The sequence below is a fragment of the Streptomyces sp. NPDC005925 genome (assembly GCF_040638805.1).
Classification (GTDB): domain Bacteria; phylum Actinomycetota; class Actinomycetes; order Streptomycetales; family Streptomycetaceae; genus Streptomyces.
Window position 1 is genome coordinate 204209 of record NZ_JBEXVL010000003.1, and the last position, 26241, is coordinate 230449.

Genomic DNA, 26241 nt, shown 5'->3' on the forward strand with positions numbered 1-26241 from the left:
TCGGAAGCCTCGAGAACCCGCCCAGGGACGGTCAGAAGCGGTCCGCCGGCGTGATCGATCCGTCAGGGACACTGGCCGGTAGCTGGAAGGGCCGGGAGGCAGCCTCTATGATCGGCACACTTTCCTGACCATTTCCTGCACGGACAGAGATCGAGTGCACTGCGGGAGCGAGCGGTGAGCGGAACGTCCGAAGGGCCCACGCCCGCGGCCGACCTCAACCGGGCGGTCATCACACACAGTGACCTCGACGCGCCTCCGTGTGCCGAGCCACTGCCGTACCGCTCCGTGTTCGCGGCGGCCCCCCTCGCGATGGCCGTCGTCGACCCGGAGGGGCTCGTCGTCAGCGCCAACGCCACGTTCGGCGCGCTCCTCGGCACGCCCGCCGAGAAGCTGGCCGGTTCGGTCGCCGCCGATCTCATGGAGCTCACGTCCGACGCGCGGTCCTGGCACTCCTACCGCGAGGTGCTCGGCGGCCGTCAGGCCCGGCTGCGCTGCACCCGCCGGCTCAAGCACCCCGAGGGCCATTCGGTGTGGGCGCAGGTCACGGTCGTTCCGCTGCCCGGCGAGGGGCGCGGCGTCCTGCTGTCCGTGTCCGACATCACCACGCGGCGCGAACTCCAGGCCAGACTCCGGCACTTGCAGATGCACGACCCGGTGACCCGGCTGCCCAACCGCACCCTGTTCTTCGAGCGTCTGACGGCCGCGCTGGACGCCGAGTCCTACGAGCGCGGCGGCACCGGCCGGATCGGCCTGTGCTACCTCGGCCTGGACGGTTTCAAGGCCGTCAACGACACCCACGGCCACCGCATCGGCGACCGGCTGCTGACCGCCGTCGCCGACCGGCTGACGCGCTGCGCCGACGAGGCCGGTTACGCCCGCGCGAACACGCCGCTGGTGGCCCGGCTCGGCGGCGACGAGTTCGCGCTGCTGGTCGAGCACTCCACCGGCACCGAGCAGCTGGCCGACCTCGCCGAGTCCGTCCTGACGGCGCTCCAGGGGCCGTTCGACCTCTCCGGCCGGCGCCTGTCGGTGTCGGCGTCGATCGGTGTCGTGGAACGGCACGCCGCGGGGACGACCCCGACGGCGCTGATGCAGGCCGCCGATACGACGCTGTACTGGGCGAAGGCCGACGGCAAGTCCCGCTGGACGCTGTTCGACCCCGAGCGCAACGCCCACCGCATCACCCGGCAGGCCCTCGCGTCCACGCTCCGCCCCGCGATCGAACGCGACGAGTTCACGCTGGAGTACCAGCCGCTGGTGGGCATGGCGGACGGCACACTGAGCGGCGTCGAGGCGCTGGTGCGGTGGAATCACCCGCAGTTCGGCACATTGACGCCGAATCGGTTCATCGGGCTGGCGGAGGAGGACGGCTCCATCGTGCAGCTCGGGCGCTGGGTGCTGCGTACCGCGTGCCGGCAGGCCCGCCGCTGGCAGCTGGACCATCCGGACGAGCCGCCGATCTTCGTCAGCGTGAACGTGGCGGTCCGCCAGGTCTGGGACTCCGACCTCGTGACCGACGTCGCAGAGTCGCTCGCCGACACCGGGCTCGCCCCGCACCTGCTGCAACTGGAGCTCACCGAGTCGGCGGTGATGGGCTCGGCGGGGCGCCCGTTGCAGGCCCTGCAGGCGCTCAGTGACATGGGCGTGCGCATCGCCATCGACGACTTCGGCACCGGCTACTCCAACCTCGCCTACCTCAGCCGCCTGCCGGTGAACGTGCTGAAGCTGGACGGCTCCTTCGTCCGGGGCTTCCAGTACGAGGAGCGGGACGCCGACCGGCCGAGCCCCGCCGACGAGGTCATCGTGGAGGCGATGATCCAGCTCGCGCACCGGCTCGGTCTCACGGTCACCGCGGAGTGCGTGGAGACCTCGGCGCAGGCCTCGCGGCTGCGCGGGATCGGCTGCGACACCGGGCAGGGCTGGCTCTACTCACGGCCGGTGCCGCCGGACCGCATCTCCGAGCTGCTGGGCAGTCCGGGCGTCCGGACGGACGTCGCCGGCACGCCGTAGGCGTCGCGACGAGTCCACGGGAGCTCGGCCGTACGTCGCCGCCGTGGGCGTCGCCCGTGATCATCAGCTGGTCGGCGCCGACGCGTTTGCGCAGGTCGCCGGGTACGGCGGAGCCGCCGCAGGTGGGTTTCGGCGCGAAGATCCCACGGCGGGCGGCCGAGCTGCGGCTGCGGGTGATCTCGGTCGGCACGCGACGAGGTGGGCTGCTCTGCCCCGACTGGGTACCCGGGGCCGTGGGCCGTACCAGGCGCTGGTCGTTCCCGCGGGCCCAGACCGGTCCCGTGCCGGTCCCGGTCCGCGGGGCCCGGCGCCGGTCCGGTACTGCCGCGACTGTCCGCAGAGAAGCAGCAGGAAGGCTGGTCATGACCGCACTCGGACTCCTCCATCCCGGTCACTTCGCCGAGGACGACTATCCACGCATCGAACAGCTGCTGGGGAGCGACATCCGGGTGGACCTGGTGCACACGGACACCGGCACGGGCGCGCGCGAACAGGACGCGCTGCGTGAGATGGGCTCGGACACGCGGCTCGCGGCGGGCGTGGAGCAACTGCGGCTGGCCGGTGCCGAGGCCGTGGTGTGGGCCTGCGCCGACGGCAGCTTCGTGTACGGCTGGGACGGCGCCCACGAGCAGGTCCGGGCGCTGGCGCGGGCCGCCGGGATGCCCGCGTCGTCGACGTCGTTCGCCTTCGTGCACGCGGCACGGGAGCTGGGCGTACGGCGGGTCGCGGTGGGCGCGACGTACCCGCCGGACGTGGCCGGCCTGTTCGCGGAGTTCCTGCGGGCGGGCGGCCTGGAGGTGACCGGGGTGCACGGCTCCGGTGCCGTCACGGCGGCTGAGGCCGCCACCTGGGGCGAGAAGGAGCTGTTGGCGCTGGCCCGCGGGGCCGACCACCCCGAGGCGCAGGCGATCCTGCTCCCCGACACGGCCCTGCACACGGCGGCGCACCTCCCGGCCCTGGAGAAACACCTCGGCAAACCGGTCCTCACGGCCCACCAGGTCACGGCCTGGGAAGCCCTCCGCCTCGCGGACCGCCGCGTGAACGCTCCGGCCCTGGGCACACTCTTCACCCGGGAGCCACTGGTCCAGGCGTGAGCCCGCCAAATGGGGAACGGCCTGCGGTCTGCCGATGGGCGCGACCACAGGTTTTCTCAGTGACGGTTCTCATTCCGTAAAAGGCGGGAAAAGAGCACAGATGTCGCTTCGGTCGTACGGGCCGAAGTAGACGTCTCCGGACGGCGGCAGGGCCTCCCGGACCGCGGCGCGGGTGTGCGGGGCGCGAGGTTCCGCGGTCTCCCCGCGCCTCGCACGCCGCGTTGGGCCGATGAGACCCCGCCCGTCGCCCGGTCGCGCGGCTCCTCGTGGCCGGTATGAATGGAACGCGTGCCCCGGGGTAGTCGCGCGCCCATGGCTCCACCACACAGAGCATCAAAAATTGGCGAGAACATTGCGGGTCCTCCGGGACCGACACGCCGGTCGCTGCTCGCGGGGGTCGCGGCGCTCGGCGCGCTGGGCGCCGCGGGCTGCAGCCGGGTGGCCACTGCGAGCGGCACGGACGGCGGCGATCTGCTCGACCGGCTGCGAGGCGCGGGCGTCGTACGCCTGGGCATCGCCGGCGAGATTCCCTTCGGCTACATCGACACGGACGGCAGGCTGACCGGCGAGGCTCCGGAACTGGCGAGGGCCATTTTCAAGCGGCTCGGGGTCGACCGGGTGCAACCCGTGCCGACCGAGTTCGGCTCGCTCATCCCCGGCCTGAACTCGCAGCAGTTCGACGTCGTGGCCGCCGGGATGTACGTCAACCCCGAGCGCTGCGAGCAGGTCATCTTCTCCGACCCGGACTATCAGATGCTCGATGCCTTCATCGTCCGGAAGGGCAACCCGAAAGGTTTGCACAACTACCAGGACGTCGTGAAGAAGGGCGCGAAATTCGCCACGGGTACCGGCTATGCGGAGATCCAGTACGCGGTCGACGCCGGCTACAAGGAGAGCGACATCCTGATCGTGCCGGACCAGGTCGCCGGGCTGAACGCCGTGGAGGCCGGCCGGGTCGACGTCTTCGCCGGTACCGCGCTCACCACCCGCGAAGTGGTGAGGAAGTCCTCGAAGGCCGAGGTCACCGAACCCTTCAAGCCGACCGTCGACGGCAAGCCGCACGTCGACGGGGGCGCCTTCGCCTTCCGCCCGACCGAGACGAGACTGCGCGACGCGTTCAACGTCGAGCTGCGGAGGATGAAGAAGAGCGGCGAGCTGCTCCGCGTCCTCGAGCCCTTCGGCTTCACCAAGGACGAGATGACGGATCTGACCGCGAAGGAGCTCTGCGGCTGATGACGTCAGGACTCTGGGAACTCGTACTGAAGGGCGTCTGGGTCACGATCCAGCTGCTGGTGTTCAGCGCGCTGCTGGGCGCCGCGGTGTCCTTCGTGGTCGGCGTCGCGCGCACCCACCGGCTGTGGATCGTCCGCTTCCTCGCGGGTCTCTACACCGAGGTGTTCCGCGGCACCTCCGCCCTGGTCATGATCTTCTGGGTGTTCTTCGTGCTGCCGATCGCCTTCGGCTGGCAGCTGGTGCCGCTGTGGGCGGGCACCCTCGCCCTCGGCCTGACGTACGGCGCGTACGGCTCCGAGATCGTGCGCGGCGCCCTGAGCGCCGTCGACCCGGCGCAGCGGGAGGGCGGCATCGCCCTCAGCTTCTCGCCCTGGCAGCGGATGAAGCTGATCCTGCTGCCGCAGGCCGTGCCGGAGATGATCCCGCCGTTCTCGAACCTGCTGGTCGAGCTGCTCAAGGGCACCGCGCTGGTGTCGGTCATGGGCATGGGCGACCTGACGTTCAGCGGCAACCTGGTGCGCCTGGCGCTCCAGGAGAGCGCGGAGATCTACACGTACATCCTGCTGATCTACTTCGTGATCGCCTTCCTGCTGACGCGGCTGATGCGCGGCCTGGAGAAGAGCCTGAAGGCGCGGGTCGGCAAGGCGCCGAAGAAGAAGACCGCCGCCGTGCGCGTCCCCGAGGGAAGTGGTGTCTCGTGAACTGGGACTGGAGCGCGGTCTCCGACTTCATGCCGTACTTCTGGGACGGTCTGCTGGTCACGCTGCAGGCGCTGGTGCTCGGCTCGCTGATCTCGTTCGCGCTGGGCCTGGTGTGGGCGCTGCTGATGCGGGCGCCGAGCCGCTGGGTGCGCTGGCCGGTGGGCGCCGTCACGGAGTTCGTGCGCAACACGCCGCTGCTGGTGCAGCTGTTCTTCCTGTTCTACGTGCTGCCCGAGTGGGGTCTGACCTTCTCGGCGCTGATGACCGGCGTCTTCGCGATCGGGCTGCACTACTCGACGTACACGATGCAGGTCTACCGGGCCGGCATCGAGGCCGTGCCGGTCGGCCAGTGGGAGGCCGCCACCGCGCTGAACCTGCCGCTGCGGCGGACCTGGACCGCGGTGATCCTGCCGCAGGCGGTACGCCGCGTGGTGCCGGCGCTCGGCAACTACGTGATCTCGATGCTCAAGGACACGCCGATGCTGATGGCGATCACCGTCCTCGAGATGCTCGGCGAGGCACGGCTGTTCTCGCAGCAGACCTTCCGGTTCACCGAGCCCGTCACGGTGATCGGCGTGGCCTTCATCGTGATCTCCTACCTGGCTTCCCTTGCCCTGCGATCCCTGGAGCGACGCCTTGTCCACTGACGCCCCCCTCATGCCCGAGAAGAATCCCGCCGGGCCCGGCCGCAGCGCCGGCACCGAGCTGATCCGTCTGGAGCGGGTCACCAAGCGGTTCGGCGACCACACGGTCCTGGACAACCTGGACTTCTCCGTGGACGCCGGCAAGCACGTCACGCTGATCGGCCCGTCCGGCTCCGGCAAGACGACGATCCTGCGGCTGCTGATGACGCTGCTCAAGCCCGACGAGGGCAGAATCACCGTGGACGGCGAGCAGCTGTTCCCGGCGCCCGAGAAGCAGGTCCGCGAGATACGCAAGAAGATCGGGATGGTGTTCCAGCAGTTCAACCTGTTCCCGAACATGACCGTCCTGCGGAACATCACGGAGGCCCCGGTCACCGTCCTCGGCATGTCGAGGGACGAGGCCGACGAGCGTGCCCGCGAGCTGCTGGAGCTGGTCGGCCTGACCGAGCACGTCGACAAGCACCCCGCGCAGCTGTCCGGCGGTCAGCAGCAGCGGGTGGCGATCGCACGGGCGCTGGCGATGCGGCCGCAGGTGCTGCTGCTGGACGAGGTGACCTCCGCACTGGACCCGGAGCTGGTCGCGGGCGTGCTGGACGTGCTGCGGGACATCGCCCGTTCCACGGACATCACGATGCTCTGTGTGACGCACGAGATGAACTTCGCGCGGGACATCTCCGACCAGGTCCTCATGTTCGACGCGGGCCGGGTCATCGAGGCGGGTTCCCCGGAGAAGATCTTCAGCGAACCCGAGCACGACCGGACGCGGGAGTTCCTCAGCGCCGTGCTGTGAGCGCATGACGGTGAGCGAACGCGCCGCCCCCAGCGACCACACCCTCCCCAGGTGGCCGCCCCGTCCCGGAGGCCGGCGCCGGGACGTGAGGGTGGCGCCGGGACGTGAGGATGATACGGGGCATGACAGCGGCATGTGCCGGGGTGGCGCGACCCGGTCGGTGGCTCGCGGACATCGGCCGGTGCCGGTCTTCGCGGGCCTCCTGCCCGTTACGGTGGAGCGGGACCGAAGGGACGAAAGCCGCTCCCCGACGGGGGCGGTGATCGCACGGCACCGATCGAGCGCAGGGGGAACCGTGGCGCGGGAGAACGAGCCGATCGTGCCGCACCACTCGGTCCAGGACACCCGGCGCGTCCTGGGCACGATCACCGACGGCCCGTTGCTGCTGTCCCGCCTGGAGTCACGCCCGGCGACGGCGCCGACGCTGGACATCCAGGAGTACGCGGTCGGCACGGTGTGCGCGGCCGTGCCCCTGCCGGCCGGTTCGACCGGATCGGCCGCGGGCTGCCTGGCGGTGTCGCTGCCGCTGCGACACCTCCACCGGCTGCGCGACGCGGCGGTCACCCTCCACCGCAACGCGGCGCCCGTACTGCTGTCCCTGGCACTGTGACCCACGTCGCCCGCCCCGCCCGATCCGGGCGGCCCGCCCCGGTGGACCGCCCTCGGCCCTCACCCCCGGCGGTCAGGAGCACCCCGGGGGACCAGGTATTATTTTGGTCGTCGCCCACCGCTTTGAGCGGACGGCGGGAGTCATGCGCCGCTAGCTCAGTTGGTTAGAGCAGCTGACTCTTAATCAGCGGGTCCGGGGTTCGAGTCCCTGGCGGCGCACCGGTGAGGGGCCTCTCGTGGGAGCGAGAGGCCCCTCGGCGTTTCTCACGGGCCGGGCGTGGTCAGCCAGTGGTGGAGGGAACTCCGGCGACGAGCAACCCGTGGGTGGTCACCGCCGCGTCCCTGCCGGGCCGGGGTCCGGATGCTGTGACCCTCCCCGGATCGGCGGACCGTGTCCGACGGGCGTTCAGAACGTGACGTCGGAGCAGGCGTAGAACGCGTTGGCCGTGTCGGCGATCGTCCACACCGCGAGGATGACGTGGTGCCCGCTCAGCCCGGACGGCAGCTGTCCGCTGTGGGAGAGGGTCTGCGGCGGACGCTGACCGCCGTAGGGCACCGTCAGGAACGGGGTGAGGTTGAGGTCCGAGCGGGACAGCGCGTGGTCCTGGTTCCAGCCCGGCTTCGTGACGAAGTACTTGAAGTCGGTCGTGGAGTGCATCGCGGTGAACTGCCAGCGGAAGGTGTAGTTCTGGCCGCCCGTGACGCGGGTGGTGGGCCAGGCGCCGCCCGAGGGCGTCCGCGGGCTGTCGAGCTGGGCGAACGGCGCGTTGCCCGCCGAGCAGAGCCTGCCGTCGGCCGGTCCTGCCGACGGGAAGCCCTTCGGGCCCTCGACGCTCTGCGGCTCCCACTGGATGTTGCCGCAGTTGGTGACCATGCCGTTCTGGCACATCTTCTGCCTGCTGAGGGGGAGATCGGTGTAGCCGTGGCCGCTGGCACCACCGGAGGAGAGCACGAGCGCTCCGGTCGTGGCCAGTCCCACCGCGGCTGCGTACAACTTGGTCCGTGTGCGCATGCTGCCGCTCCAGGTGAACGTGGGGGATGTCATGAGCCGTGCAGGTCTAGACCAAGTTCAGATTATTGCCGAGAGTTGAACATGTCCATACCAATCACGGGCCGGTTTCGCCACGCCCCGAGCAGAACGCCACCGTGAGGTCCTTCACCAGTACCTTGCGCTCGTAGTCGTCCAGGTCGACCAGTCCGCGCAAGGTCAGCCGGGTCACCGTGTCCTCCACCGAGTCCACCACCGAACCGAGGACACTCGCCCGCTGCCGCGCGTCCAGCTCCGCGAGCCGGCGCCGGTGCATGACGGCGGCCACCTCGGGCGCGTACTCCACCCGGACCGGCCGTACCGAGAACACCTCCAGGCCGACCGGCGCCGTCTCCGCCGCCACCAGCCGCGTCAGCGCCTCCCCGGCCGCGTCCGGCCCGCCCCGCGCGCCACCCGGCGGCTGCACCGGCACCCGGGCGAGCGCCGCCTCGACGCACTCGCGCAGATACGCCTCGTGGTCCTCGACGCCCAGCGTGGCCCGCGCGGTGTCCCGCACCCGCCACACCACCAGCGTCACCACGCGCAACGCGACCCCGTCGCCGTCCGCCGCCGGCATCGGATGTCCGCGCCAGTGCCGCAGCCGTACGTCCACCCGGCGGCGCAGCAGCAGCGGGTTGACCCACATCAGTCCGGTCCGCCGTACGGTCCCCCGGTACCGGCCGAACAGGCCGAGCACCCACGCCCGCCCGGTAAGGCCCCGGGCCAGGCCGCCGAAGCCGACCAGGCCCAGCGCCCCGGCGCCCGCGAACGCCGCCCACTGCGCGGGGCCGAGCCCGGCGCCCACCTGCGCCGGCAGCCCCAGCGCCCGCACCGCGAGGGCCGGCAGTGCTCCCGCCCACCACGCGGTGACCGCTCCCCCGGCCAGCCCGCCCGCCCCGGCGAGCACCCCGGCGGCACCCGGCAGCACCCGGGCCGGGTGTTCCGTGAGGCCGGGGTCCGTCCCGGGCACCGGCCGCGCCGGCCCGTGGGCCCGTGTCCGCGGCTGTTCCCCGGTGCCGTACCGGCGTGCCACGACGGTGGTCTCGACGGGCACCGGCGTCTGGTCGGGTTCGTCGCGGAACAGCAGGTGGACCGGGATCTCGGTGGTCGACTCGTTCTGGATGAGCCGGGCGGCCCGTACCGGCCCCTCGGCGAAGCCGTCGGGCTCGGGCGTCCGTGACGTGGTCGTGCTCATGCGTGCTTCCAGCCTCCGCGCCAGATGCGTCACAACAGGGATGAGGGGGTGGTGAGGAAGGGGGTGGGATGAGTCAGGCGAACAGGCGGCGCCAGGTTTCCGGGCCCGGGTAGCCGTCCGCCGCTCCACCGTGCCGGCCCTGGGCGCGCTGGAACGCCTCGACGTTGCGCCGGCCGGCCTCGGTCCAGCGAGAGCCCGGACCTCTCGTGCAGTGCCTGCCGAACCCCTTCTGTGGTCCGTCCAGCCGCCGAAGATGACGACATGTGAGCCGTCCTCGGGGTCGGGCGCGTGGTGAAAGAGGAGAATGTCGCCGGGCTGGAGTTCCTTCGGGGGCAGGACGGTCTCGGCGGCCAGGGCGGGTGCCGCGTGACCCGCGCCGGGTGCCGTGGCGGACGCGGCGGCCGCCTCGGCGGTCCGCCGCACCGCCGGGCGACCGGTGGCGCGTCCGTCCGGGACATACGGCGGAACACACCGCCGGACAACACAACCGGGGCAGTCGCAGTCGTTCGCCGGATCGAATTCCTCGAATGCCGGAGCCTCCATGCGATGACCTTCACATGTCCATGGGAAATGTCCCTGCGGATGCACGTGATCAGTTTCGCAACCGTCCTCCCGACGCGCATGCTGACGGTCCGAACGATGGACGCGACGCCCGTTCCGCGGCCGTGCCCCGGCCCCTTTCGCCCCGCTCGGGCGCCGGCGCGCGCTCCCCGCGGCAACCGGGTCCAGGAGAGCGGGGTTCCGGTCGCCCCTCGCGCGTGCGCGCGGTGCGGAGCACCCGTCGGCGTCCGGTAGAGTTCTCTCGTCACGCGCCGCTAGCTCAGTTGGTTAGAGCAGCTGACTCTTAATCAGCGGGTCCGGGGTTCGAGTCCCTGGCGGCGCACCGATACGGCGGGCCCCTCGTGCGAACGAGGGGCCCGCCGTCGTGTGACCGGCTATGTTCGCGCCACGGCACGGGAGAGCACGGCCGCCGGGCGCGTTCCCGAGCCGGGCCTCGTTGAACCGGACGCGCCGGCCGCCCGTAAGAAAGAGCGAGCCGCGCCCGGACACGCCTGCTCCACCGGAACCGACCGGCACCGCGATCCGCCCTTGTGATCAAGACGGACACCGTAGAAACCTGGCCCCTCACGACGCCGCGGGGCCGCGGCGATTGGGGACGGACAGCCGGTTGCCGGGTGAGGCCACGGGGCGAGAAGCCCTGTTTCCGGCCGGATGCCGAGACGGGCATCATGCAACCGGAAGGTAGCTTTGCCATGTCTATAAAATGTGTCGATGACGTGGTGACAGCGGCCCACCACCGATACGTCTGTGAAGGGTCGAGGGGTGCTCGGCGCGGGCGGCAGGAAGCGACCGATACACGCACTGACCCGCGTGGAAGCGACCGATACACGCACTGACCCGCGTGTGGGGGGATGACTCATGACGCCGACACCGGCGGGCGGTGGACCGGACCACGATCCGTCCCCGACCACCCAGCTCCGGGTGCCCTGGCACCGCGGCGGAGACCACGCAGACAGCAGCGGCAGCGGCAGCGGCAGCGGCAGCGGCGGGAACACCGGGACGTTCCGCAGGATCAGGAAGGCCCTGCCCCGCTACGACTACGAGCACTACAGCCGGCTCGCGGGGCCCCTCACCCAGCCCGGCCCGGGCACGCCGTACCGGGTGCAGTACCGCTCGCTGATTTCCCAGGAGCCGCACCGCATCCGCGTCGCGCTGATGCTGGCCGCCGCCCCGGTGCTCTCCCTGGTGCTGCTGTTCTGGCTGCTGCAGCCCGCGCACTGGACCGAGCGCGACTATCCCGCGTTCGACTGGCTGCCCGCCCTCGACGTCGTGATGCTCGTGTCGATCGGCCTGATCGAGTTCTTCCGGTGCATGAACGTCCTGTCCAACGCGCACGCCACCCTCGTCGCCCGCGACCCGGTCCCGGTGGTGCCCGAGACCGGCACGCGCGTCGCCTTCCTCACCTCCTTCGTGCCCGGCAAGGAGCCGCTGGAGATGGTGACGAAGACCCTGGAGGCCGCGGTGAAGATCCGGCACCGGGGCCTCGTGCACGTCTGGCTCCTCGACGAGGGCGACGACCCGGGGGTGAAGGAGGTCTGCGCGCGGCTGGGCGTGCACCACTTCTCCCGCAAGGGAGTCGCGAAGTGGAACCAGGCCAAGGGCCCGCACCGGGCCAGGACCAAGCACGGCAACTACAACGCCTGGCTCGACGCGCACGGCGACGCCTACGACTTCTTCGCCTCCGTCGACACCGACCACGTGCCGCTGCCGAACTACCTGGAGCGGATGCTCGGCTACTTCCGCGACCCGGACGTCGGCTTCGTCATCGGCCCGCAGGTCTACGGCAACTACGACAACTTCGTCACCAAGGCCGCCGAGTCGCAGCAGTTCCTCTTCCACGCGCTGATCCAGCGGGCCGGCAACAAGTACGGCGCGCCCATGTTCGTCGGCACCTCCAACGCCGTACGCATCCCGGCCCTGAAACAGATCGGCGGGCTGTACGACTCGATCACCGAGGACATGGCCACCGGCTTCGAGATCCACCGCCACAAGAATCCGGCGACGGGGAAGAAGTGGCGCTCGGTCTACACCCCGGACGTGCTCGCCGTCGGCGAGGGCCCCAGCGCCTGGACGGACTTCTTCACCCAGCAGATGCGCTGGTCACGAGGGACGTACGAGACGATCCTCAAGCAGTACTGGAAGGGCTGGTACTCGCTGCCGCCGGGCAAGCTCTTCAACTACACGATGATGATCATCTTCTATCCGATGTCGGCCCTGAACTGGATCCTGGCCGCGCTGAGCTGCGCACTGTTCCTGGGGCTCGGTGCGTCGGGCGTGAACATCGACCCGGCGGTCTGGCTGATGCTCTACGGCAACGCCTCCGCCCTCCAGATCGGCCTGTACGTCTGGAACCGCCGCCACAACGTCTCGCCGCACGAGCCGGAGGGCTCCGGCGGGGTCGCCGGCATGGTGATGTCCGCGCTGTCCGCCCCGCTGTACGCGAAGGCGCTGATCGACTCCGCGCTGCGCCGCAAGAGCAAGTTCGTGGTCACGCCCAAGGGCGACTCGGCGAGCCCGGACCGGTGGTTCGCGACGTTCCGCTACCACTGGTACTTCGTCGCCGTCTTCGGCGGCTCGATCGCCGCCGGTCTCGTCTACGGCCACGCACACCCCGCCATGATCATCTGGGCGACGTTCGCCCTGCTGATCACCGCGACGCCGGTCCTCGTCTGGCGGCACGGGCTGCGGAAGGAGCGCAGGGGGGCGCGGCGGGGGAAGAAGCGGCCGGCCGCCCACGCCGCGCACACGCCGCAGGGGCCGCAGCCGCCCCGGACGTCCGCGCCGCAGATGCCGCAGCAGCGGTCCGTGCGTGCCGCGCCGGACCCGGCGCCGTCCGAACAGACCATGCAGATCACCCTGGACGGACTTGGGGGACGTAAGGAATGAAAGACCGTGCCGGCCGCCGCAGGGCCCGTCGTTTCGCGATAGGCACCGCGGTGGTAGTCGCGCTGGCCGGGACGAACGGGCCGTGGCTCTACCGCTTCGGCTCCGAGAAATACCACCAGTACCAGATCAACAAGGCCGAGTACAAAGCCGAGAACGGCCACTGGGACATCGTCGAATTCCCGGAGGAATACCGGCAGAACACCATCCACGCGGCGCTGCTTCGCACCGGGAAGGTGCTGCTCGTGGCGGGTTCGGGCAACAACCAGGACAACTTCGACGCGAAGCGGTACGACACCCGGATCTGGGACCCCGTCAAGGGCACCGTCAAGAAGGTGCCGACGCCGACCGACCTGTTCTGCACCGGCCACACCCAGCTGGCGAACGGCAATCTGCTGATCGCGGGCGGCACCAAGCGGTACGAGAAACTCAAGGGCGACGTGGAGAAGGCCGGCGGCCTGATGATCGTCCACAACGAGAATCCGGACAGGCCGATCACGCTGCCCGCGGGCACCAAGTTCACCGGCAAGCGGAACGGCAAGACCTTCGTGTCGAAGGACCCGGTGCTCGTGCCGCGCGCGAAGAAGGTCTTCGACCCGGTGACCGGCGTGTTCGTGCGCAACGACCCCGGGCTCGGCCGGATCTACGTCGAGGCGCAGCAGGAGGGCGCCCGGCACGAGACGGGCACCCAGGACAACTACCGGATCCAGGGCCTGTCCGGCGCCGACGCGCGCAACACGTACGGGATGGCGCAGAAGCTCGCCCTGGACAAGAAGGATTTCCAGGGGATCCGGGACGCCTACGAATTCGACCCGGTGGCGGAGAAGTACATCAAGGTCGACCCGATGAAGGAGGCCCGCTGGTATCCGACGCTCACCACCCTGAGCGACGGCCGCGTTCTCAGCGTCTCCGGTCTGGACGACATCGGCCAGCTGGTCCCCGGCAAGAACGAGGTGTTCGACCCGAAGACCCGGACGTGGGAGTACACCGACAAGCTACGGCAGTTCCCCACGTACCCGGCGCTGTTCCTGACGCAGAACGGCAAGCTGTTCTACTCGGGGTCCAACGCGGGCTACGGGCCGGACAATGTGGGCCGCGACCCGGGCGTGTGGGACGTGGGCACCAACACGTTCCGGAAGATTCCCGGGCTGAGCGATCCGGCGTTGCTGGAGACGTCCGGCACGGTGCTGCTGCCGCCCGCGCAGAAGCAGACGTACATGGTGATCGGCGGGGGCGGGGTCGGCGAGTCCCAGCGGTCGAGTGAGAAGACGCGGATCGTCGATCTCGCGGCGGACGCACCGGAGTTCGTGGACGGGCCGTCGCTGGAGAAGGGCACCCGCTACCCGCAGGTGTCGGTGCTGCCCGACGACTCGGTGCTGGTGTCCGGCGGCTCGGAGGACTACCGGGGCCGCGGCGGCTCCGACATCCTTCAGGCGCGGCTGTACGACACGAAGCGGAACGCGTTCGAGCGCGTCGCCGATCCGCTGGTGGGCCGCAACTACCACTCCGGGTCCGTGCTGCTGCCCGACGGGCGCGTGATGTTCTTCGGCTCCGACCCGCTGTACGCGGACGAGGCCGACACCAAGCCGGGCGAGTTCGACCAGCGCATCGAGATCTACACGCCGCCGTACCTCTACCGGGGGCAGCGGCCGTCGCTGTCCGGCGGGCCGCGGACCGTCGCGCGGGGCGGGACGGGCACGTTCAGCTCGGCGCAGGCATCGTCGGTGCGGCAGGCGCGGCTGATCCGGCCCAGCGCCTCCACCCATGTCACCGACGTCGACCAGCGGTCCGTCGCGCTGGACTTCCGGGTGTCCGGGGACAAGGTGACGGTCACCGTGCCGACGAACCGGAACCTCGTCCCGTCGGGCTGGTACATGCTGTTCGTGACGGACGGGCAGGGTGTGCCGAGCAGGGCTCAGTGGGTGCGGGTGCCTTAGGCGTGTGCTGCTCGGGGCGCCCTCGGAACCCTCGGGGAGCCTCTAGGACGGTGAAGCCTCCGCCAGTGCCAGCGCGTAGGCGGGCCACCACTGGCCCGCCTTCGGGCCGCCCTTGCACTCGCCGTCGGACTCGCCCGGCCGCTTGACCCACAGGTACGCGTCGACCAGCGGGTCCGCCGTCTTCGTCGTCGGGGTCTCGCCGAGGGCCCGGCCCGGCGGGTTGCACCAGCGTTCGCCCGGGTCGCCCTCGGTGTACGGACCGTTGCCGTTGCGGCTGGTGTCGACGACGAAGTGCTTGCGCCCGACCTTCGCGGACAGCTTCCTGCCGTACGCGACGGACTCGTCGGTGCCGTAGAAGTTCGAGACGTTCACCGCGAAGCCGTCGGCCCGGTCGATGCCCGCCCACTTCAGCGGCTCGAAGATCTGGTCGGGGTTGCCCCAGCCGGCATTGCCCGCGTCCAGGTAGACCTTCGTGTTCTTCAGGGCCGTGAGCTTGGTGACCGCGTCCTTGAGGAGGTCGTAGCGCTCCTCGTGGTACTCGCCCGGGGTGCAGCCGTCCACCAGGTGCAGGACCGCGTCCGGTTCGAGGACGACCGTCGCCGGGCGGTCCCCGATGCCCCTGGCCACGGCGTCGGTCCAGGCCCGGTAGGCGTTGCCGTCGGCGGCGCCGCCCCGCGAGTACTGGCCGCAGTCGCGGTGCGGGATGTTGTAGAGGACGAGGAGCGCGGTACGGCCCGCCTTCGCGGCGGCCCCGGTGAAGCCGCGGGCCTCCTGCTCGGGCCGCTCCGCGCCGACCCACTCGGCGACCGGCTGCTCGGCGATCTCCCGGACCTTGTCGGCCTCGGCCTGCTTGCCGGCCTTCTCGTAGCCGGCGACCTGACGGGCCGCCGTACCGTCCGGGTTGACCCAGAACGGGCTGGTTCCCGCGGGCCTCTGGGTGATACCGGCCGCGCCGGTCTCGTCCTGCGCCCCGCCCTTGTCGCCGCCGGAACAACCCGCCACCAGCAGTGCCGCCCCCAGCGCCAGCGCGGCCGCCCGCGTGCCGCCCGTGGCGATTCCCCCCCTGCCGCCGTACATCCGTTCCCCCTTGGTGCACCATCCCGAATTCCCATCCTGGCACACGGCCGCGCACCGTCCGCCGGACCGTCACGGGGCCGTGGGTACCCTGCGGCACCCGGTCACCGGACCGGGCCGGTGAGGTACGCCGAGACGACCACGTTCGCCGTGTACCTGCGGCTCGCCCGGTCGAAGCCGCCGCCGCAGGTGATCAGCCGCAGCTCGGCCCGCCCCGCACTCCGCGGCCCGTACGCCTGCCGGGCGTCGAAGCGGTCCCGGGGGAGAACCCGCACGTCGTCGACGGTGAACTCGGCGACCCGGGCGTCGTCACGGACCACGCGGATCCGCGCGCCCGGCTTCAGCGCGCTGACCTTGTAGAAGACGGCGGGCCTGGTCTCGGTGTCGACGTGGCCGACCAGCAGCGCCGTGCCGGCCTCGCCGGGGGTGACACCGGCCGCGTACCAGCCGACGACGCCGGGGCGGTCGAACGGCGGTGCTCGCAGTGCGCCCCGGCTGTCGATGCCGGAAGCCACGACCGGCGCGCGCACGCCCAGGTAGGGGATGTCGAGGCGTTGCGGCAGCGCTCCGGCCAACGGCTGGGCGCCACGGGGCAGTCCGGAACCCGGCGGGCGGCCCACCGCCGCCATGTCTCCGGTGGCCGTCCCGGGCGCGCCCTGCCGGACCTCCGTCGCCTCGCGGCCCCACAGCCACAGGGCGAGCAGCAGCACCGCCCAGGCGAGGCCGGTCAGCAGCCGGCCGCCGCCGGCGGAATGCTCGTGGTCGTGGTCGGACATGGTCAGTCCGGTCTGCGGCTCCGGCGGCGTACACCGCCGAGCGCGACAGCCCCCGCGGCGACCGACGCGAGGACGAGGCCGGTCACCACGTGGACCGTGCCGGGGCCGGTCCTGTCCTCATGGGACTTGGCGGCGGCGAGCCTCGCCGTGCCGCCACCGCCCGCTTCCACGGGGGCGACGGGGGACGCGGGGACACCGGAACGCACGGGGCGTGCGGGGTCGGGGTGTGCGGGTGCCGCGGACTTCGCCGGCTGCTCGGTTTTCGCCGGCTCCTCGGGCTTGGGCGGCTTGTCGAGCCCGGGCGGCTTCTCGGGCGCGGGCGGCTTCTCGGGCTGGGGAGGCTTCTCGGGCTTCGGCGGGCGTACGGGGTCGGGTTGCTGTCGTGGCTGCCGTTCGCGCGCTTTCCCGACGGTGATCGTGCCGATGCGGCCGCTGCCGCCGCAGGCCACCCGCACGTCGTAGGTGCCGGCCCCGACCGTGGAGCGGATGCGGCTCTCACCGGTGAGTCCGCCCTCGGAGGCGGTGAGCCGGACGTCCGCCACGAACACCGTCGAGACGACGATCGCGGTGCGTTCCGCGCAGTCCGCCACGCGGAGCCTGACGTCGGAGCCGGGCTCCGGTGACCTGGGGGTCACGGTCAGACCCGACGCGTCGTCGTTCGCGAGCGCCGGGGAGACCAGGGCCGGGGAGGCCGCGTACGCCGGGGACGCCGCCGGGGTGAGAGCGGCGGCCGCCAGGAGCCCCGTACAGAACGTGACTTTCAGAGAACCCATCGTCAACCTCCAGATATCTGGAGGTTCCTCCCGGCGGACCGGCCCCGCATCCCGGCGGGGCCGGGGGCTGCGCCATGTGGGTGGTGCATGCCGGGGGACAGGTTTCGGCGGGCCCGCTGTGAGGCGGGAGGACCGCCTGAGAGTTCAGACGCGGTCCACCAGGTCCGCGATCGATTCCACGACCTCCGAGGGCCGGTACGGGAACGCGTCGACCTGTTCGGGCCGGGTCAGCCCGGTCAGCACCAGGAACGTCTGCATCCCGGCCTCCATGCCGGCCAGTACGTCCGTGTCCATCCGGTCGCCGATCATCGCGCTGGACTCGGAGTGCGCGCCGATGGTGTTGAGGCCGGTGCGCATCATCAGCGGGTTCGGCTTGCCCGCGAAGTACGGCTGCCTGCCGGTCGCCCTGGTGATGAGGGCGGCCACCGCGCCCGTCGCCGGGAGCGGGCCCTCGGCGGACGGGCCCGTCTCGTCGGGGTTGGTGCAGATGAAGCGGGCGCCGCCGTTGATGAGCCGTACGGCCTTGGTCATGGCCTCGAAGGAGTACGTGCGGGTCTCTCCGAGGACCACGTAGTCGGGCTCGTGGTCGGTGAGGATGTAGCCGATGTCGTGCAGCGCCGTGGTGAGCCCGGCCTCGCCGATGACGTACGCCGAGCCGCCCGGCCGCTGGTCGTCCAGGAACTGCGCGGTGGCCAGCGCCGACGTCCAGATGTTCTCGATCGGCACGTCCAGGCCCATGCGGCGCAGGCGGGCGTGCAGGTCGCGGGGCGTGTAGATGGAGTTGTTGGTGAGGACCAGGAAGGGCCGTTCGGCGTCCTTGAGTTTCCTGAGGAAGGCGTCGGCGCCGGGGATCGGCACACCCTCGTGGATGAGCACCCCGTCCATGTCGGTGAGCCACGACGCGATGGGCTTGCGGTCTGCCATGTGTTCCGACTCCTGGCGTGCGGGCGTGCGTTCGTCCCTTCGTACGGACAGGGCGGGCGTCGGGCACCGGGACCACGGCGTACCGGCGCGCCGGTGCCCCAGCCTAATCAGACCGAGTCCGACGGGCCCCGGGGCTCCCGCCGGGGACCGGCCACGGCCGTGCGTCAGCGCCGTAGCCGTCCGCGGAGGTATACGAACGTGCAGCCCAGGGCGGCGAGCAGCGCGGCGACCGCCAGGGTGGTACGGGCCCGGGAGAGGCGGGTGCCGCTGGTGAGGGCGAGCTCGTCGGCCGGCGGCCGGCGGCCCGGCAGGACCCCGGGGGCGGTGGGCGGAGCGGACTCGTCCCCGCGTGGCGGGAGTCCACTGGCGTCGGGCCCGACGTCGACGCCCCCGTCGTCGCGGGACTCGGTCCCGGTCGCGGTCGCGTCGGGGAGGGGCGGCGTGCCCGCGCGGACGATGCGGAAGCGGTAGTCGCCGGACTGTCCGATCCAGTCGCCGTCGTCGCCTCGGCGCTGCACCACGGCGGCGGTGGCGGTGACGTCGTTCGCGACGGCGTCCGAGGTGACGGACAGCCGGACGGTCACGGTGCGGGTCTGGCGGGGGCCGACGGTGAGGCCGGGGGCGGCGCCGGTGGCGAAGGCACCGACGAGTTCGTCCCGGTCGGTCGCTTCGAGCCGTACGGCACGCGGGCGTCCCCCGGCGTAGAACTCCAGCCGTGCCTGGGAGGCGCGCAGGGCACGCTTGGCGTCGACGAGTACGACGACGGGGTGGACGTCCTCGCAGGTCCGGCCGGTGGTGTTCGTCAGGTCCAGGAACCAGGTGCCGGGGCGGCCGCCCGCCTCGTAGGACCGGGGGCCGCCGTGGATGCGGGTGGTGAGCGGGAAGGTTCGGCCGTCGGCCGCGCAGGACGCGCCGGGGTCACGCGGCGGGGCGTGGGTTCCGGCCACGGCCGCGGCCACGGGCGGGACGAGGGTGGCCGCGGCGAGAACGAGGCGCAGAAACGTCGACAATCGCATGAACAGGTGAGTCTGCCGACCCCGGGAGTCGTGGCCCGGCGCCGCTCCGGGGCCGGGCCGAGGTGCGCCCGATCGGCGGACGCGCGCGTACACCGGGTGGGCGGTGCGTCTTCGGGGCGGGGCGGATGTCCGGACGGGGCGGGGCGGACCGTTGGACGGGTCAGGGGTGGACCGGCGGACAGGTCAGGGCGGACCGGCGGACGGGTCAGGGACGGACAGGTCAGGGGTGGACCGGCGGACGGGTCGGGGTGTGGGGCGAGGGGGTGACGCGTGGGGGCCCACGCTCCCGGAGCGTCACGCCACCGAGCCCGCGCACGTCCCCCAACCCGCGCACGCCCCCGGCGCGTCACGCCCCCCGCCCGAACACCGGCGCCAGCACCAGCTGCGCCGCCCCCTCCGCGACCCCCCACTCCCCGCCGCCGGCGACCCTCACCGGCACCGCGCCCTCCGCCCGCCCCTCCCTGCGGGCCCGGGCCTCCAGCACCGCCCCCACGCCCCGCACGAACTCCCCCGGCGCCCCCGCCACCGTCCGCCCGCCGAGCAGGACGAGGTCGATGTCGAGCAGTCCGACGAGGTTGGCGGCCCCGGCGCCCAGGACCCGCGCCGCCTCCCCCGTCTCGCCCCGCGCCACGGCGGCCAGGCACAGCGCCTCGACGCACCCCCGCTCCCCGCACCCGCACAGCGGCCCGTCCAGCTGAATGACCTGGTGCCCGAACTCCCCGGCCCCGGTCCGCGCCCCCCGGTGCAGGGTCCCGCCGATCACCAGACCGGCACCGAGCCCCGTACCGAGATGCAGGTAGGCGAAGGAGGAACCGCCCCCGCCCTCTCCCCCGGCCGCGAGCCCCAGTGCCGCGGCGTTGGTGTCCTTGTCCACGACGGCCGGCACCCCGAGCCGCCGTGCCAGCGCGTCCCGCAGGGGGAAGCCGTCCCACTCGGGGAACCCGGTCACCCGTTGCGTCACACCCCGCACATGATCGAGCGGCCCGGGAAGGGCGACGCCCACGCCGAGCACCGGGGGCCGGCCCGCGCCGCCGGTCAGCGCCTCGGTCTCGCGGGCCGCCTCGCCCACCACGGCGTCCGCCCCGCCCCCCAGGTCCAGTGGCCGCCGCCGTCGGCCCACCACCGCGCCGTCGAGATCCACGAGCACCGCCCGCAGTTCGTCGCGGTCGAGATGCAGCCCCACCGCGTGCCCGGCGTCCGGCACCAGCCGCAGCACCGTGCGCGGTTTGCCGCCCGTGGAGGCCCGCTGTCCGGCCCGCGCCACCAGGCCGTCCTCCCGCAGCCGCGCCGTGATCTTGCTGACGGCCTGCGGGGTGAGGCCGGTCCGCTCGGCCAGTTCCAGCCGGCTGATGCCCCCGGTGCCCGCCGCGCGCAGCAGGTCGAGCACGAGCGCGGCATTGTGGCTGCGCGGGGCGAGCGGGTGGCCGCCGTCGTTCGTCCTGTTCACCCACCCATTCTCGGCCCTGCTTGCACTTTGGCAACACGGTTGCCAAAGTGGTCGCATGACTGGTACTCCCCCCGGCACCCCCCGGCATCCCGGCGGCCCCCTGCGCGTCGGCCTGGTCGGCTACGGCCTCGCGGGCTCCGTGTTCCACGCGCCGCTGATCGCCGCCACCGAGGGCCTGGCCCTGGACACGGTGGTCACCTCGAACCCCGAGCGGCAGCAGCGGGCACGAGCCGAGTTCCCGGACGTGCGCGTGACCGCGTCGCCGGACGAGCTGTTCGCCCGCGCCGGCGATCTCGACCTGATCGTGGTCGCGTCCCCGAACAAGACGCACGTCCCGCTCGCCACCACCGCCCTGAAGGCCGGTCTGCCGGTCGTCGTGGACAAGCCGGTCGCGGGCACGGCGGCCGAGGCGCGCGAGCTGGCCGCCCTCGCCGAGGACCGGGGGCTGCTCCTGTCGGTCTTCCAGAACCGCCGCTGGGACAACGACTTCCTGACCCTGCGCAAGCTGCTGGCCGACGGCGGGCTGGGCGACGTATGGCGGTTCGAGTCGCGGTTCGAGCGGTGGCGCCCGCGGCTCAAGGGCGGCTGGCGCGAGTCCGGCGACCCTGCGGAGATCGGCGGTCTGCTGTACGACCTCGGCAGCCACGTCGTCGACCAGGCGCTGGTCCTGTTCGGCCCCGTGGCGTCCGTGTACGCGGAGACGGTGGTCCGGCGGGAGGGGGCGGAGACGGACGACGACACGTTCATCGCGCTGACGCACGTCGGTGGCGTCCGCTCCCACCTGCACGTCTCGTCGACGACCGCGCAGCTCGGCCCGCGCTTCCGGGTGCTCGGCTCACAGGCGGGCTACGTCAAGTACGGCCTCGACCCGCAGGAGGCCGCCCTGCGCGAGGGCCGGCGCCCGGGGCGTGACGGGGAGGAGGGCTGGGGCACCGAGCCCGAGTCGCTGTGGGGCCGCGTCGGCGCCGGCGAATCCCCGCCGACCGGCGGTGGACGCGCCGAACCGACCCTGCCGGGCGACTACCCCGCCTACTACGCGGCCGTGGCGCACGCCCTCCGCGCCGGCGGCCCCAACCCGGTGACCGCCGGGGAGGCCGCGGCGACGCTCGACGTACTGGAGGCGGCCCGCCGTTCGGCCCGCGAGCAGCGGGTGGTGACGCTGTGACCCGCGACCGCGATGTGCGCAGCCCCGGCACCGAGACCGTCCCGACCCTGGGCGAACTGGAGGCGCAGGAACACCGTCTGGTCTTCCGGCGGTTCACCCACGACGACGCCTGGGCGCTCGGCTCGCTGCTGGTGGAGACGGCCCGGGAGCGGCAGGCCCCGGTGGCTGTCGACATCCACCGCGCCGGCCAGCAGCTCTTCCACGCCGCCCTGCCCGGCTCCACCCCGGACAACGACGCCTGGATCGCCCGCAAACGCCGGGTGGTGGAACGCTACGGCAGCGCGTCGTACCTGGTCGGTGCCCGGTACCGGGCCAAGGGCACGACGTTCGAGGAGTCCTCGCGGCTCGACCCCGACAGGTACGCGGCGCACGGCGGTTCCTTCCCGATCACCGTCGAGAACGTGGGCGTGATCGGCGCGGTGACGGTGTCCGGTCTGCCGCAGCTGGAGGACCACCGCCTCGTCGTGGAGGCACTGGAGCGGTTCCTCCACAGGAAGTGACGGGGACCGGGAAGGGACGGGGACCGGGAAGGGACGGGGACCGGGAAGGGACGGGGACCGGCGGGATTATCCGGCGCCGCCCTCCGGTTGGGACGTGGTGGACGACGACCGTCGGTCACGGCGTACGGCGGCTGCCGGACACGGCGCTCGCCGGACACGGCGGCACTGCACCCCACCGGAGGGATCGGCACCGATGAACGGCACCACGGGCACCTCAGGAACCCCGGCCCGAACCCCGGCCCGGACTCCCGGCACCACGGGCCCGGAGGAAACGGGTCCGAAGGAAACGGGTCTGAAGGAAACGGGCCTGAAGGAGACGGTCGGACGCCACGGCATCTGGAGTGCCGGCCTGCGCGCCGAGGACGCGGAGGGGCGCGCCGAGCGTGCCGACGCCGTCGCCGAGCTGGAAGACCTCGGCTTCGGCGCCGTATGGCTCGGCGGCAGCAGCTCCACCGGGAACGCGCGCCCGCTCCTCGACGCGACCTCGCGCATCGTCGTCGGCACCAGCATCCAGAGCATCTGGCAGTACGGCCCCGACACGACCGCGGCGGCCTTCGCGGAACTGGAGGCGACCCACCCGGGCCGCTTCGTGCTGGGCCTGGGTGTGAGCCACGCCAAGCTGGCCGAGCAGTACCGCCGCCCGTACTCGGCCCTGGTCGCGTACCTCGACGCGCTGGACGGCGCCGGGGTGCCCGCGGACCGCCGGGCGCTGGCCGCCCTCGGCCCGAGGACGCTGGAGCTGTCCCGGGACCGGGCGGCCGGCGCGCTCCCGTACCTGGTCACGCCCGAGCACACGGCGCGGGCCCGCGGCATCCTGGGCGACGGCCCACTGCTCGCCCCCGAGCTGAAGGTGATCCTGGACCCGGATGCGGGCCGCGCCCGCGCCCTGGCCCGTGACGTGCTGGCTCTGTACCTGGCCCTGCCGAACTACACGAACAACCTTTTGCGGCTCGGCTTCACCGAGGACGACCTGACCGGCGGCGGCAGCGACCGCCTGGTGGACGCGGTGTTCGCGTGGGGCGGCGAGTCCCGTGTCCGGGACCGCATCGCCACGTTCCACGCGGCGGGCGCCGACCACGTCGCGCTCCAGGTGATCAACGAGGCCTCACGCCAGTCCCTCCCGAGGGAGGAATGGCGCAGGCTGGCGTCGCTCCTGGCCTGAGACCTCGGCGTCGGCAGGCGCCGCGGGCCCTACGACGCGTCCCTCACCTCCTGCCGCTGCCGCCCCAGCCCCGAGACCTCCAGCTCGACGACGTCCCCGGCCCGCAGGTAGGGCTTCGGCTCCGGATGCCCCATCGCGACCCCGGCCGGCGTACCGGTGTTGATGACGTCACCCGGATACAGCGTCATGAACCGGCTGACGTACCGCACGACTTCGCCGACGGGGAAGATCTGCGAGGCCGTCGTACCGTCCTGCTTCAGCTCCCCGTTGACCCACAGCCGCAGCGCGAGAGACTGCGGGTCGGGCACCTCGTCGGCGGTCACGAGCCACGGCCCGAGCGGGTTGAAGGTCTCGCAGTTCTTACCCTTGTCCCAGGTCCCGCCCCGCTCCATCTGGAACTCCCGCTCGGACACGTCGTGCGCGACCGCGTACCCGGCGACGTGCGCGAGCGCTTCCTCCGCCGAGCCTAGGCAGCGGGCCGTACGGCCGACGACGACCGCGAGTTCGACCTCCCAGTCAATCTTCGCCGAGCCGCGCGGCACGAGCACCGTGTCGTACGGCCCGACCACCGTGTCCGGCGCCTTCAGGAAGATCACGGGCTCGGCGGGCGGCTCGGCGCCGGCCTCGCGGGCGTGGTCGTGGTAGTTCAGCCCGATGCACACGATCTTGCCGATGCGCGCCAGCGGCGGCCCGGTCCGCACCCCGGTGCCGTCCAGTACGGGCAGCTCACCGGCGTCGGCCGCGCCGCGGATCCGCTCCAGCGCCGCGCCGTCCGCGAGCAACGCGCCGTCGATGTCCGGTACCAGCCCGGACAGGTCGCGCAGAGTGCCCCCGTCGTCGAGCAGCGCGGGCCGCTCCTGCCCCGCCGTACCGACTCGCAGCAGCTTCATGAGCACCATCTCCCTCGATCGCGGTCGCCCGCCGGCGACGTACGACCCGGTGCGGCGGGCGCGGCCGTCGGCAGACCCGGCCGATCCTTCAAGAGACGCGTCCGGCCCGCAACGCCCTGTTCACGGGCTGGACCACGCCCCGGCACGGTGCGCACGGGTACAGCACGGCACGCTCGACGGCGCTCCACGTCGCGCCGGTGATCACGTACGGTGCGGCGGCCGGCGGTACGGCAGCGCAGCCCGACGGCTGAAGGAGGACATGGACGGCCCCACCCGGCCCACCGCGCCGAGCCCCAGCATCCGCTCCCCGCCCGCCGCCGGCACGGCCGGGGCGGCGGCCGTCGTCCGCCTGGTGCGGCCGTACCGGAAGGCGGCGACGACCGCGACGAACACGAACAGCGCGACGTGGACGAGCCCGGCGGCCCCGAACACCCCGCCGCCCCTGACCGCGTCCGCCCGCCGCCCCGGCCCGCCAGTGGTCGCGGCGGACGGCCGGTGATCGCGGCAGCGGCGGCACCGGCGCCGAACAGCGGCCCGCGAGGCCGCGAGGACCCGGCGTCGCGCGAGGCCTCAGAGCCGCAGGGCCGCGGAGCGCAGGGCCGCGGGGTCGCGAGGACCCGGCGTAGCGCAGAGGAGCAGTCGAGCGGCGCAGTGGGGTGGTGGCAGCGCGGTGACGACGTCGTGGCGAGGCGATGGCGAGGCGGTGGAGGCAGGTCTCCGAGTCGGTCGCGGAGGGCGGCCGGCCTGCGGATACCTCACGTATGTCACCGGGCGGCAGTACGGTGTCACCCATGCGCCCCGACACGCCTGCCGAGAACGTCGACCACTCCGCCGAAGCGGCCCGCCTGGAGCGAACCGTCGGCCTGCACCCGGAGGACGCCGAGGCCCTGCTGCTGCGGGCCGCGGCCCACCTGGAGCTGGCCGGCGACCGCCCGGCGGCGACCGCGCTCTACGACCGCCTGCTGTCGTCGTCGGACACCCTGGAGAACCCGGTCCTGGTGCGGGCGCTGAAGGCGTCGAACCTGTGGGAGTACGGCCACGAGGCGGAGGCCAGGGCGATCATCGCGGGCGTCCGCTCGGCGTCCCCGCGGGACCCGGCGGCGTGGGTGATCGTCGCGGAGGCCCTGGAGTCGCACGACGAGCTGGAGGCGGCGCACGAGACGTTCACGGAGGGCGCGAAGCTGCTCCTGGCGGACGCCGCGGAACCCCCGCGGCCGACGCACGCCCTCCTCTTCGGCCGCCACCGCGTCCGCCGCATGCTGGGCGTGACCCACGACGAGTGGGACGCCCTCGCGGACACCCTGCACACGCTCCCGGTGTCCCTGGACGAGCTACACGATCCGAAGCGCGTCTGGTCCCTGGGCTCGGAGAACCCGGCGGAGCTGCGGGCGGAGATCTTGCGCCTGCGCGCGGAACTGGGCGCCTACCGCGAGGCCCTCTCCCGTCCGTTCCCGGTCGCCGTCCTGCACTGGCCGGCGGACGAACTGAGTGAACTCCTGGAGGCGTACCCGGCTCTGTCGGCGGAGTACCCGTCCCACGCGTCCCACCTGGCGGCCATAGAACAGTCCCTGCGCGAACTCGCCGCCTCCGGCACCCCCAACCTGGGCATCGTCACGGGCACGGTCCCCTCCTACGAGGCCTTCGCAGCCTCGGAGGGCGCCTCCCCCACGGACACGGCGCTGCTCCCGCAGTACGCGACGACTCTGGCGGCCCGCGGTCGCGCAACGCCGTGGCCGCCGCAGCGGGGGGCGGAGTGCTGGTGCGGGTCGGGGCGGGCGTACGGCTTCTGCCATGGGGCTTAGCCCCGAACATTGCCTCTTCGCGGGCAGC

22 protein-coding genes, 2 tRNA genes and 2 pseudogenes are annotated in these 26241 nt (G+C 72.5%); 15 read left to right on the forward strand and 11 right to left on the reverse strand.

What is annotated here, in order from left to right; translation table 11 throughout:
* Positions 1-174: 174 nt before the first annotated feature.
* The 8 genes and pseudogenes from ABZ354_RS06145 (at position 175) to ABZ354_RS06180 (ending at position 7300) form a co-directional block, all read left to right on the forward strand.
* Entirely contained in the window at positions 175-2010 is a 1836-nt protein-coding gene (locus ABZ354_RS06145; protein WP_358653467.1) for an EAL domain-containing protein, read from the forward strand.
* Positions 2011-2372: 362 nt separating this feature from the next.
* The gene (locus ABZ354_RS06150; RefSeq protein WP_358653469.1) at positions 2373-3104 is read left to right on the forward strand and encodes a decarboxylase; all 732 of its coding nucleotides are present in this window, start codon (positions 2373-2375) and stop codon (positions 3102-3104) included.
* Positions 3105-3416: 312 nt separating this feature from the next.
* Entirely contained in the window at positions 3417-4337 is a 921-nt protein-coding gene (ehuB, locus tag ABZ354_RS06155) for an ectoine/hydroxyectoine ABC transporter substrate-binding protein EhuB (protein ID WP_358653471.1), read from the forward strand.
* Positions 4337-5038 carry an ectoine/hydroxyectoine ABC transporter permease subunit EhuC gene (gene ehuC / locus ABZ354_RS06160; protein WP_358653473.1) on the forward strand — a complete coding sequence of 234 codons (702 nt, stop codon included), beginning with the start codon at positions 4337-4339 and terminating at the stop codon, positions 5036-5038. The genes ehuB and ehuC overlap by 1 nt, the downstream gene beginning before the upstream one ends.
* Positions 5035-5685, forward strand: coding sequence for an ectoine/hydroxyectoine ABC transporter permease subunit EhuD (gene ehuD, locus ABZ354_RS06165; RefSeq protein WP_358653475.1), 651 nt, complete (start codon positions 5035-5037; stop codon positions 5683-5685). Before ehuC ends, ehuD begins: the two co-directional genes overlap by 4 nt.
* A gap of 10 nt (positions 5686-5695) precedes the next feature.
* Entirely contained in the window at positions 5696-6472 is a 777-nt protein-coding gene (ehuA, locus tag ABZ354_RS06170; RefSeq protein WP_358653477.1) for an ectoine/hydroxyectoine ABC transporter ATP-binding protein EhuA, read from the forward strand.
* A gap of 361 nt (positions 6473-6833) precedes the next feature.
* Positions 6834-7082 (forward strand): annotated as a pseudogene (locus ABZ354_RS06175) (IclR family transcriptional regulator); the annotation flags it as partial.
* A 144-nt stretch (positions 7083-7226) separates the two neighbouring features.
* Positions 7227-7300, forward strand: a tRNA-Lys gene (locus ABZ354_RS06180).
* 187 nt (positions 7301-7487) lie between these two features.
* Here ABZ354_RS06180 and ABZ354_RS06185 read toward each other — a convergent pair.
* The 3 genes and pseudogenes from ABZ354_RS06185 to ABZ354_RS06195 form a co-directional block, all read right to left on the reverse strand.
* Positions 7488-8093, reverse strand: coding sequence for a lytic polysaccharide monooxygenase (locus tag ABZ354_RS06185; RefSeq protein WP_358653479.1), 606 nt, complete (start codon positions 8091-8093; stop codon positions 7488-7490).
* Positions 8094-8187: 94 nt separating this feature from the next.
* Positions 8188-9303, reverse strand: a complete 1116-nt coding sequence (locus ABZ354_RS06190) for an SPFH domain-containing protein (RefSeq protein WP_358653481.1) — start codon at positions 9301-9303, stop codon at positions 8188-8190.
* Positions 9304-9376: 73 nt separating this feature from the next.
* Positions 9377-9535 (reverse strand): annotated as a pseudogene (locus ABZ354_RS06195) (peptidoglycan-binding protein); the annotation flags it as partial.
* Positions 9536-10112: 577 nt separating this feature from the next.
* On the opposite strand from ABZ354_RS06195, the gene ABZ354_RS06200 reads away from it, so the two are divergent.
* The 3 genes from ABZ354_RS06200 (at position 10113) to ABZ354_RS06210 (ending at position 14684) form a co-directional block, all read left to right on the forward strand.
* Positions 10113-10186: transfer RNA gene (locus tag ABZ354_RS06200), tRNA-Lys, on the forward strand.
* Positions 10187-10722: 536 nt separating this feature from the next.
* Positions 10723-12750, forward strand: a complete 2028-nt coding sequence (locus ABZ354_RS06205) for a cellulose synthase catalytic subunit (RefSeq protein WP_358653483.1) — start codon at positions 10723-10725, stop codon at positions 12748-12750.
* The gene (locus tag ABZ354_RS06210; protein WP_358653485.1) at positions 12747-14684 is read left to right on the forward strand and encodes a kelch motif-containing protein; all 1938 of its coding nucleotides are present in this window, start codon (positions 12747-12749) and stop codon (positions 14682-14684) included. The genes ABZ354_RS06205 and ABZ354_RS06210 overlap by 4 nt, the downstream gene beginning before the upstream one ends.
* Before the next feature lie 42 nt (positions 14685-14726).
* On the opposite strand, the gene ABZ354_RS06215 is transcribed toward ABZ354_RS06210, so the two are convergent.
* The 6 genes from ABZ354_RS06215 to ABZ354_RS06240 all read right to left on the reverse strand — a co-directional run bounded on the left by ABZ354_RS06215 (position 14727) and on the right by ABZ354_RS06240 (position 20694).
* Positions 14727-15761, reverse strand: a complete 1035-nt coding sequence (locus ABZ354_RS06215) for a glycoside hydrolase family 6 protein (protein WP_358653487.1) — start codon at positions 15759-15761, stop codon at positions 14727-14729.
* Between the two features lie 101 nt (positions 15762-15862).
* A complete protein-coding gene (locus ABZ354_RS06220) occupies positions 15863-16534 on the reverse strand; it encodes a class F sortase (protein ID WP_358653489.1) in 672 nt (223 codons plus the stop codon).
* A 2-nt stretch (positions 16535-16536) separates the two neighbouring features.
* On the reverse strand, positions 16537-17307 hold the full coding sequence (locus ABZ354_RS06225; protein WP_358653491.1) for a hypothetical protein: 771 nt from the start codon (positions 17305-17307) through the stop codon (positions 16537-16539).
* A gap of 144 nt (positions 17308-17451) precedes the next feature.
* Positions 17452-18231 carry an HAD-IIA family hydrolase gene (locus ABZ354_RS06230; RefSeq protein ID WP_358653493.1) on the reverse strand — a complete coding sequence of 260 codons (780 nt, stop codon included), beginning with the start codon at positions 18229-18231 and terminating at the stop codon, positions 17452-17454.
* Between the two features lie 164 nt (positions 18232-18395).
* Positions 18396-19247, reverse strand: a complete 852-nt coding sequence (locus tag ABZ354_RS06235) for a hypothetical protein (protein ID WP_358653495.1) — start codon at positions 19245-19247, stop codon at positions 18396-18398.
* Positions 19248-19593: 346 nt separating this feature from the next.
* Positions 19594-20694 (reverse strand): ROK family transcriptional regulator, encoded by a 1101-nt coding sequence (locus ABZ354_RS06240; protein WP_358653497.1) that lies wholly within the window; start codon positions 20692-20694, stop codon positions 19594-19596.
* A gap of 55 nt (positions 20695-20749) precedes the next feature.
* Between ABZ354_RS06240 and ABZ354_RS06245 the strand changes: the two genes are divergently transcribed.
* The 3 genes from ABZ354_RS06245 to ABZ354_RS06255 all read left to right on the forward strand — a co-directional run bounded on the left by ABZ354_RS06245 (position 20750) and on the right by ABZ354_RS06255 (position 23521).
* Positions 20750-21859 carry a Gfo/Idh/MocA family oxidoreductase gene (locus tag ABZ354_RS06245; protein WP_358653499.1) on the forward strand — a complete coding sequence of 370 codons (1110 nt, stop codon included), beginning with the start codon at positions 20750-20752 and terminating at the stop codon, positions 21857-21859.
* A complete protein-coding gene (locus ABZ354_RS06250; protein ID WP_358653501.1) occupies positions 21856-22359 on the forward strand; it encodes a heme-degrading domain-containing protein in 504 nt (167 codons plus the stop codon). The genes ABZ354_RS06245 and ABZ354_RS06250 overlap by 4 nt, the downstream gene beginning before the upstream one ends.
* 193 nt (positions 22360-22552) lie before the next feature.
* A complete protein-coding gene (locus ABZ354_RS06255; protein WP_358653503.1) occupies positions 22553-23521 on the forward strand; it encodes an LLM class F420-dependent oxidoreductase in 969 nt (322 codons plus the stop codon).
* Positions 23522-23550: 29 nt separating this feature from the next.
* Here ABZ354_RS06255 and ABZ354_RS06260 read toward each other — a convergent pair whose 3' ends face one another.
* Together ABZ354_RS06260 and ABZ354_RS06265 are read right to left on the reverse strand one after the other, a co-directional pair.
* Positions 23551-24411: a fumarylacetoacetate hydrolase family protein gene (locus ABZ354_RS06260; RefSeq protein ID WP_358653505.1), complete on the reverse strand. Its 861-nt coding sequence runs from the start codon at positions 24409-24411 to the stop codon at positions 23551-23553.
* A 201-nt stretch (positions 24412-24612) separates the two neighbouring features.
* Positions 24613-24843, reverse strand: a complete 231-nt coding sequence (locus ABZ354_RS06265; RefSeq protein ID WP_358653507.1) for a hypothetical protein — start codon at positions 24841-24843, stop codon at positions 24613-24615.
* Between the two features lie 359 nt (positions 24844-25202).
* Between ABZ354_RS06265 and ABZ354_RS06270 the strand changes: the two genes are divergently transcribed.
* Positions 25203-26213, forward strand: a complete 1011-nt coding sequence (locus tag ABZ354_RS06270; RefSeq protein WP_358653509.1) for an SEC-C domain-containing protein — start codon at positions 25203-25205, stop codon at positions 26211-26213.
* Positions 26214-26241 lie beyond the last annotated feature (28 nt).

Coding starts and splice junctions, on each gene's coding strand:
- ABZ354_RS06210 (WP_358653485.1), top strand. CDS start 12,747: ATGAAAGACCGTGCCGGCCGCCGCAGGGCCCGTCGTTTCGCGATAGGC.
- ABZ354_RS06255 (WP_358653503.1), top strand. CDS start 22,553: ATGAACGGCACCACGGGCACCTCAGGAACCCCGGCCCGAACCCCGGCC.
- ABZ354_RS06190 (WP_358653481.1), bottom strand. CDS start 9,303: ATGAGCACGACCACGTCACGGACGCCCGAGCCCGACGGCTTCGCCGAG.
- ABZ354_RS06150 (WP_358653469.1), top strand. CDS start 2,373: ATGACCGCACTCGGACTCCTCCATCCCGGTCACTTCGCCGAGGACGAC.
- ABZ354_RS06185 (WP_358653479.1), bottom strand. CDS start 8,093: ATGCGCACACGGACCAAGTTGTACGCAGCCGCGGTGGGACTGGCCACG.
- ABZ354_RS06260 (WP_358653505.1), bottom strand. CDS start 24,411: ATGAAGCTGCTGCGAGTCGGTACGGCGGGGCAGGAGCGGCCCGCGCTG.
- ABZ354_RS06215 (WP_358653487.1), bottom strand. CDS start 15,761: ATGTACGGCGGCAGGGGGGGAATCGCCACGGGCGGCACGCGGGCGGCC.
- ehuA (WP_358653477.1), top strand. CDS start 5,696: ATGCCCGAGAAGAATCCCGCCGGGCCCGGCCGCAGCGCCGGCACCGAG.
- ABZ354_RS06220 (WP_358653489.1), bottom strand. CDS start 16,534: ATGTCCGACCACGACCACGAGCATTCCGCCGGCGGCGGCCGGCTGCTG.
- ehuB (WP_358653471.1), top strand. CDS start 3,417: ATGGCTCCACCACACAGAGCATCAAAAATTGGCGAGAACATTGCGGGT.
- ABZ354_RS06235 (WP_358653495.1), bottom strand. CDS start 19,247: ATGCGATTGTCGACGTTTCTGCGCCTCGTTCTCGCCGCGGCCACCCTC.
- ABZ354_RS06245 (WP_358653499.1), top strand. CDS start 20,750: ATGACTGGTACTCCCCCCGGCACCCCCCGGCATCCCGGCGGCCCCCTG.
- ehuC (WP_358653473.1), top strand. CDS start 4,337: ATGACGTCAGGACTCTGGGAACTCGTACTGAAGGGCGTCTGGGTCACG.
- ABZ354_RS06270 (WP_358653509.1), top strand. CDS start 25,203: ATGCGCCCCGACACGCCTGCCGAGAACGTCGACCACTCCGCCGAAGCG.
- ABZ354_RS06205 (WP_358653483.1), top strand. CDS start 10,723: ATGACGCCGACACCGGCGGGCGGTGGACCGGACCACGATCCGTCCCCG.
- ABZ354_RS06225 (WP_358653491.1), bottom strand. CDS start 17,307: ATGGGTTCTCTGAAAGTCACGTTCTGTACGGGGCTCCTGGCGGCCGCC.
- ABZ354_RS06230 (WP_358653493.1), bottom strand. CDS start 18,231: ATGGCAGACCGCAAGCCCATCGCGTCGTGGCTCACCGACATGGACGGG.